Source organism: uncultured Mucilaginibacter sp., from assembly GCF_903913935.1.
Lineage (GTDB): Bacteria > Bacteroidota > Bacteroidia > Sphingobacteriales > Sphingobacteriaceae > Mucilaginibacter.
Map to the genome: position 1 here is coordinate 1 of NZ_CAIWNH010000241.1, position 6,063 is coordinate 6,063.

6 protein-coding genes are annotated in these 6,063 nt (G+C 44.2%); 5 read left to right on the forward strand and 1 reads right to left on the reverse strand.

Translation table 11 applies throughout. The annotated features are described in order from the left end of the window. A partial coding sequence (locus QZY09_RS09220) for an L-rhamnose/proton symporter RhaT (protein ID WP_295671458.1) occupies positions 1-401 on the reverse strand: 401 nt, incomplete at its 3' end. Between the two features lie 271 nt (positions 402-672). On the opposite strand from QZY09_RS09220, the gene QZY09_RS09225 reads away from it, so the two are divergent. The 5 genes from QZY09_RS09225 (at position 673) to QZY09_RS09245 (ending at position 5,807) form a co-directional block, all read left to right on the forward strand. Beyond that, positions 673-996 (forward strand): hypothetical protein, encoded by a 324-nt coding sequence (locus QZY09_RS09225; RefSeq protein WP_295671460.1) that lies wholly within the window; start codon positions 673-675, stop codon positions 994-996. After that, on the forward strand, positions 993-1,895 hold the full coding sequence (locus QZY09_RS09230; RefSeq protein ID WP_295671461.1) for an IS3 family transposase: 903 nt from the start codon (positions 993-995) through the stop codon (positions 1,893-1,895). Before QZY09_RS09225 ends, QZY09_RS09230 begins: the two co-directional genes overlap by 4 nt. Positions 1,896-2,203: 308 nt before the next feature. Continuing rightward, positions 2,204-2,356 (forward strand): hypothetical protein, encoded by a 153-nt coding sequence (locus QZY09_RS09235; protein ID WP_295671463.1) that lies wholly within the window; start codon positions 2,204-2,206, stop codon positions 2,354-2,356. Positions 2,357-2,574: 218 nt separating this feature from the next. Further along, positions 2,575-3,264, forward strand: a complete 690-nt coding sequence (locus QZY09_RS09240) for an ABC transporter ATP-binding protein (RefSeq protein WP_295671466.1) — start codon at positions 2,575-2,577, stop codon at positions 3,262-3,264. Positions 3,265-3,269: 5 nt separating this feature from the next. Then, positions 3,270-5,807 (forward strand): FtsX-like permease family protein, encoded by a 2,538-nt coding sequence (locus QZY09_RS09245; protein ID WP_295671469.1) that lies wholly within the window; start codon positions 3,270-3,272, stop codon positions 5,805-5,807. The last annotated feature ends 256 nt before the right edge of the window (positions 5,808-6,063 follow it).

Consider the following 6,063-nt stretch of genomic DNA (forward strand, 5'->3'; position numbering starts at 1 on the left):
AGGGTAGTGATGGTGTCCTTACCATCCTTCGGAAAAAAATTATAATAAACTGAGGGGATGAGTGCACCAAATACCGCGCACAAACCTAAGATTATAGTACTGCCCAATGATACCCCAAGGTATCGTACGCCCAGGCCATAAGTTAAGCCGCCAATTCCCCATAACAGTCCGAAGAAATAGGTTAAAAATAATATACTCCCATTGGTGTCTTTTATGATTTCGGTAAAGTGAGGGATGGTTAGCCAGGCTGCTAATGGCGGCACTATGAGCCACGAAAAAATGCCGCCGACTATCCAGAAACTTTCCCAGGCCCAGCCCTTTACTTTTTTATAGGGAATATAAAAACTGCCCGAAGCAAAACCACCGATAAAGTGGAAAATGACGCCAAAGATTACCTGCATGGTTTAAATTTAAAATTGGTTGATTTTATAATTATACGGCAATGATAAAATAAATAAACAGTTTAACTGTCCCTGTCCATCACCTAACAAATACCGCTGAATAAAGCTAATGAAAATAGGTGGTGTTATATAAACGTAAGTTCGGTAGTAAAACTTTTAATTTCCCGCCGGTTCAAACCCTGAACGGGCAGCTATGCCAGCGTTCCAGCGTTCCATTTTTTCACGCGCGTGTCTAGTCCTGAAATAGGTTTACACATTAAGTAAACCCAAAATGGAGTATAAAAATGTGTCAGCAATCCTTTATGATCATAATGAAGGAGGCTTAGGTTACCGTATATTAGCGGAGAAGTACGGAATAACCCGTGATCAGGTACATCGTATTGTGATGTCAAAACATAATAAGCCGAAAAAAGCGAGAGAAATTGTCAGGGTGGTGAAGGAAGAATTACCGATACCTGATGACATAAATCTACTAAAAAAGGAATTACGCGAGGCCCGGCTAAAGATCGAGTTGCAGGATTTTATGCTCGATATATCCAGTAAGGAGCTCGGCATCGACCTGCGAAAAAAACATGGCACCAGGCAGTCCAAATGAAAATGCAAAATTGCCCACGCGGTCTTCGTGGGTTTTGCAGACTGCTTGGTTATTCGCCGCAGGCGTATTATCAGTACCAAAAGATAGCAGGCAGCCAATCACTTGAACAGGACCTGTTGATCCAGCAGGTGCTTTATCACCGTACCTTTCAACCCCGGCTTGGTTGTCGAAAGCTGCATGAACTGATGGAGCCATTTATGGAAGGCCATGACATGTATATATGCAGGGATCTGCTTTTTGAATTGTTGCGGGAAAATGATTTGCTAATTGTAAAGAGAAGGCGCAGTCAGCCCCAAACAACAGATTCCAATCACTGGATGAAGAAATACCCCGACCTTATAAAGGACATCAGGTTAAGCCGTGCAGATGAGTTATGGGTAAGCGATATTACTTATATACGGCTGAGGAAGAAGAAGTTCGCTTACCTCAGCCTGATAACGGATGCTTATAGCCGTAAGATTGTTGGTTTCTGTATGCATATTGATTTGTCGGCGAATGGCCCTCTGCTTGCATTGGAAATGGCGTTAAAAGGGCGGGCAAGCGATAAGCCATTAATACATCATTCCGATCGTGGTTCACAATACTGCTGCGACGGCTATGTAACCTTATTAAAATCTAATTCTATCAATATCAGCATGACCCAAAGCGGCAACCCCAAAGACAACGCCATTGCAGAAAGGGTGAACGGGATACTTAAACAAGAGTTGCTTGAGGATGCTTATTCGAATATTAATCAAGCGCAGTGTTCGGCAAAAATAGCCATCGATATTTACAACCGGATGAGACCGCACAGCAGCGTGGATATGATGACACCGGAAAAGGCGCACATGCAAACCGGCCCGATCAAGCGCCGCTGGAGAAGTCTGTTTAACCCACCGGCAGCAAAAGCGATGGCATAGCTTTTCAACATAAAGAAAGGAGATAACAAAAAGAAAAAAAGAAGCAAAAAAAGAAAAACGTGTTGAAATATGGAAAACTAAAGGAGTTTCCCACATTCCAACACGACAAGCAAACAACAACAGTTATTCTTTATCTTTATAAAACTGTAAACCTATTACAGGATTAAAATAAAGTGTAAACTCAATACAGGATTAATCATCAAAAAGTGTAAACCTTTTTCAGGACGTGACAGTTTGCCTTTGAAACCCTTGAGGCCGAGCGCGTTGAATTTAGGGCCGATGCCCGTAACGAGCGCAGTATTGCCGCCATGAAAAGCATCGGCTGCAAACCCGAAGGTATTTTACGCAGCAGCATGCCGCTGTGTGATGGTGGTCGTCGTGATTCTATTGTTTTGAGTATTTTAAAAGATGAGTGGCTGGTGACGGTGAAGGAAAGTCTTGCAAGGAAGTTGATTGGTTGATTTTTGAGTTGTTGATTAAGGTATTTTCAATTCAACCTAATCAACTTAATCCAACCTATTCAACTCAATCCAACCTATTCAACTCAATCAACCATCAAAGTGTCATAATTTAAAAATAATAAGTTTTTCCTCTTTGTTAATCGTGTATAACAGATATTTACGTGCTGCAGGCAGTAACAAAACCGAGCGTACAAAATCTATATAAAAAGCAAGATCCATTGAAGACAATCCTTAATATCGAAGACCTCGGCAAAACTTATCAAAGTGCCGGTCGCACCCTAACCGTACTTGATCATATTAACTTTTCTATTGCCGAAGGCTCAACCAATGCCATTGTGGGCCCTTCCGGGAGCGGAAAAACAACCCTATTGGGTTTATGTGCCGGGCTGGATAAACCCGGATCGGGCAAGGTTGAACTGGCTAATATCAACCTGGGGAGTCTATCGGAAGACCAGCGCGCGCAGGTGCGCAACCAGTATGTGGGCTTTATTTTTCAAAATTTCCAGCTGCTTCCAACCTTAACGGCTTTGGAAAATGTAATGGTTCCTTTGGAATTACGGGGGGAAAAGAACATCAAAGCGCGATCAATGGAACTGCTGGATAAAGTAGGCCTTGCCGATCGCTGGCATCACTACCCGGCGCAACTGTCAGGCGGGGAGCAGCAGCGTGTTTCGCTGGCGAGGGCGTTTTCCAATTCACCGGCCATCTTATTTGCAGATGAGCCAACCGGCAACCTGGATACTGAAACCGCTGAAAAAGTAGTTAAGCTGATATTTGACCTCAATAAAGAAGCAGGCACTACCCTTGTGGTGGTGACACACGACCTGGAACTGGCAGCCAAAACCCAGCGCATCATCCGCATAAAGGGCGGCAAACTGATCGCTGACGAAAAAACCGAAGATAAATAACGGCCATGGATAAAAGAAAGATCAATATCCCCTGGCTTTTTGAAATGGCCTGGCGGGATAGCCGCCGCAACCGTTCGCGATTAATGCTTTTTATTTCGGCGATTATATTTGGTATCGCAGCACTGGTGGCCATTTATTCGTTCAGGTATAATTTGGAGAATGATATCAACTCCCAGGCAGCAAGTCTGATAGGTGCCGATCTGGCGGTATCATCGGCCAAACCTGCTGATGCTTCCATAAAACCTTTGTTGGATTCCTTAGGGGATAAAAGATCGGAAGAACGAACTTTTGTTTCGATGATCTATTTCCCAAAATCAAAAGGCACCAGGCTGGTGCAGGTACATGCCTTGCAGGGCGGCTTTCCTTATTATGGTGGCTTTGAGACCGTCCCCGTTGCAGCCGGAACTGCCTTTAAAACTGGCAAAGAAGCACTGGTGGATAAAGTGTTGATGCTGCAGTACAACGTTAATGTGGGCGACTCGATAAAAGTTGGCGAAATAACCTTTTTAATTGCCGGTACTTTAAACAAAGCGCCCGGGCAAGCGGGCATTTCATCCAATATCGCCCCTACCGTTTATATCCCGATGCAATACCTTGGGCAAACCGGGCTCTCCAAAAAAGGCAGCCGCATCACATACAGCTATTATTACAAGTACGATCATCCGGTCGACATGAAAAAACTGGTCAAAAATATCGACCCGCGTTTGGATAAGGCCGATATGAATTACGAGACCATCGAATTGCGCAAAGAAAACACCGGCCGCTCTTTCGGAGATTTGACACACTTTTTATCGCTGGTAGGGTTTATCGCGCTGTTGCTGGGGTGTGTGGGAGTTGCCAGCGCCATTCATATCTATATCCGCGAAAAGATCGCCTCTATCGCCATCATGCGCTGCCTGGGGGTAAAAGGCTTCGAAGCATTTTTGATCTACCTGATCCAGATTGTCAGCATCGGCATCATAGGCTCGGTTGTCGGGGCATTTGCAGGCACATTTGTGCAGCATATTTTACCGGTGATCATGAAGGATTTTCTGCCTTTTGATATAACCACCACCATTTCGTGGCTGGCCATTGGCCAGGGCATTTTACTGGGGGTGATCATTTCTATCCTGTTCGCACTATTGCCGCTTATTTCGATCCGTAATATTTCACCATTAAACACATTGCGGATCTCTTATGAAGAAATTAACCTGGTTCGCGATCCCCTGCGCTGGCTGGTGTATGGTTTGATCTTACTTTTCGTGACCACTTTCACTTATTTCCAATTGGATAGCTGGGTGGCAAGTATCTTTTTCACGATCGGCATCGGCATTGCCTTCCTCATCCTGGTCTTTGTGGCCTGGCTGTTGATGAAAGTAATGCGCCTGGTAATTCAAAACAGCTGGAGTTATTTATTGCGACAGGGCTTCGCTAACCTTTACCGGCCAAATAACCAAACCATCATCCTGATCGTGTCCATCGGGCTCAGCACGGCATTTATTTGCACGCTGTTTTTCATCCAGGCGATGCTGATGAAGCAGGTCAGCCTGTCATCCGGCGCCAACCAGGCCAATATGATCCTGTTTGATATTCAAAACAACCAGAAAAAAGCGGTTGCAGACCTCACCCGCCAGCAAAAACTGCCGGTGATCCAACAGGTACCTATCGTTACCATAAGGCTGGATAAGATAAATGGCAAAACCGCGGAAGATGTAAAAAAGGACCCAAAATCTCAAATCTCCAAGCATGCATTTTCCTATGAATACCGCGTTACCTACCGCGATACACTTACTCCATCTGAGAAAATAGTAAGCGGCCAATGGATCGGAAAAGCAGATGCCAACAAAGAAATACCCGTATCCATCGAACAATTTTTTTCAAAACGCAACCATGTTAATGTGGGCGACCATTTGGTTTTTAATGTACAAGGCTTAAGCATGCCAGCGGTAGTGGCCAGCGTAAGGCAGGTAAACTGGAATAAGGTCCAAACCAATTTCCAGATCGTTTTCCCGACGGGAGTTTTGGAGGAAGCACCGCAATTTGATGTCGAACTTACGCACGTGCCATCTGTAAAAGCATCCGCAAAGTTTCAACAGGCGGTGGTTCGGGCTTTTCCTAACGTTTCGGTTATAGATATTGGGCAGGTAATTTCCATCATTGATGACCTGTTGAATAAAATCGGCTATATCATCCGCTTTATGAGCGCTTTCAGTATTATTACGGGTGTAGTTGTATTGATAGCTTCTGTCCGTATCAGCAAATACCAGCGCATCCAGGAAAGTGTCTTATTACGCACCCTTGGCGCAAGCCGCAAACAAATATTCGCTATAACCGCACTGGAATATTTATTTTTAGGGGCATTATCGGCATTAACCGGGATCCTGATCGCGGTAACCGGAAGCTGGCTGCTGGCAAAATACAGTTTTGAAATTCCATTCGCTATTAACATATGGCCGGTATTGGCGCTGTTTTTTATTATAGCGCTTTTAACATTGGTTATTGGGTTGTTAAACAGCAGTGGCGTTTTAAACAAACCGCCGCTGGAAATACTGAGGACGACTTAGGAAGGTGAAAGCTTACCCCTGCCTGCCGACAGGCAGGGGTAAAAGGCGAAAGGCTTTTTTAAGTATTATAAATTAAAAAACAAATGAATCCCCAAATAACACCCTTTGTCATTTCGAACGATAGTAAAAAATCTTATACGCTATATACTACCCGTATTAAAGGTTATGTAAAGACCATTTTTCAACTTCGCCGAAATCACATTTTTATAATTTTCATTCTGTTATTATCTGCCTGCGGAAGCAAAAACACTGCCCC

Bases quoted from the DNA above. Each gene is read 5' to 3' on its own strand.
- QZY09_RS09225 (WP_295671460.1), top strand. From the start codon at position 673: ATGGAGTATAAAAATGTGTCAGCAATCCTTTATGATCATAATGAAGGA.
- QZY09_RS09230 (WP_295671461.1), top strand. From the start codon at position 993: ATGAAAATGCAAAATTGCCCACGCGGTCTTCGTGGGTTTTGCAGACTG.
- QZY09_RS09235 (WP_295671463.1), top strand. From the start codon at position 2,204: ATGAAAAGCATCGGCTGCAAACCCGAAGGTATTTTACGCAGCAGCATG.
- QZY09_RS09245 (WP_295671469.1), top strand. From the start codon at position 3,270: ATGGATAAAAGAAAGATCAATATCCCCTGGCTTTTTGAAATGGCCTGG.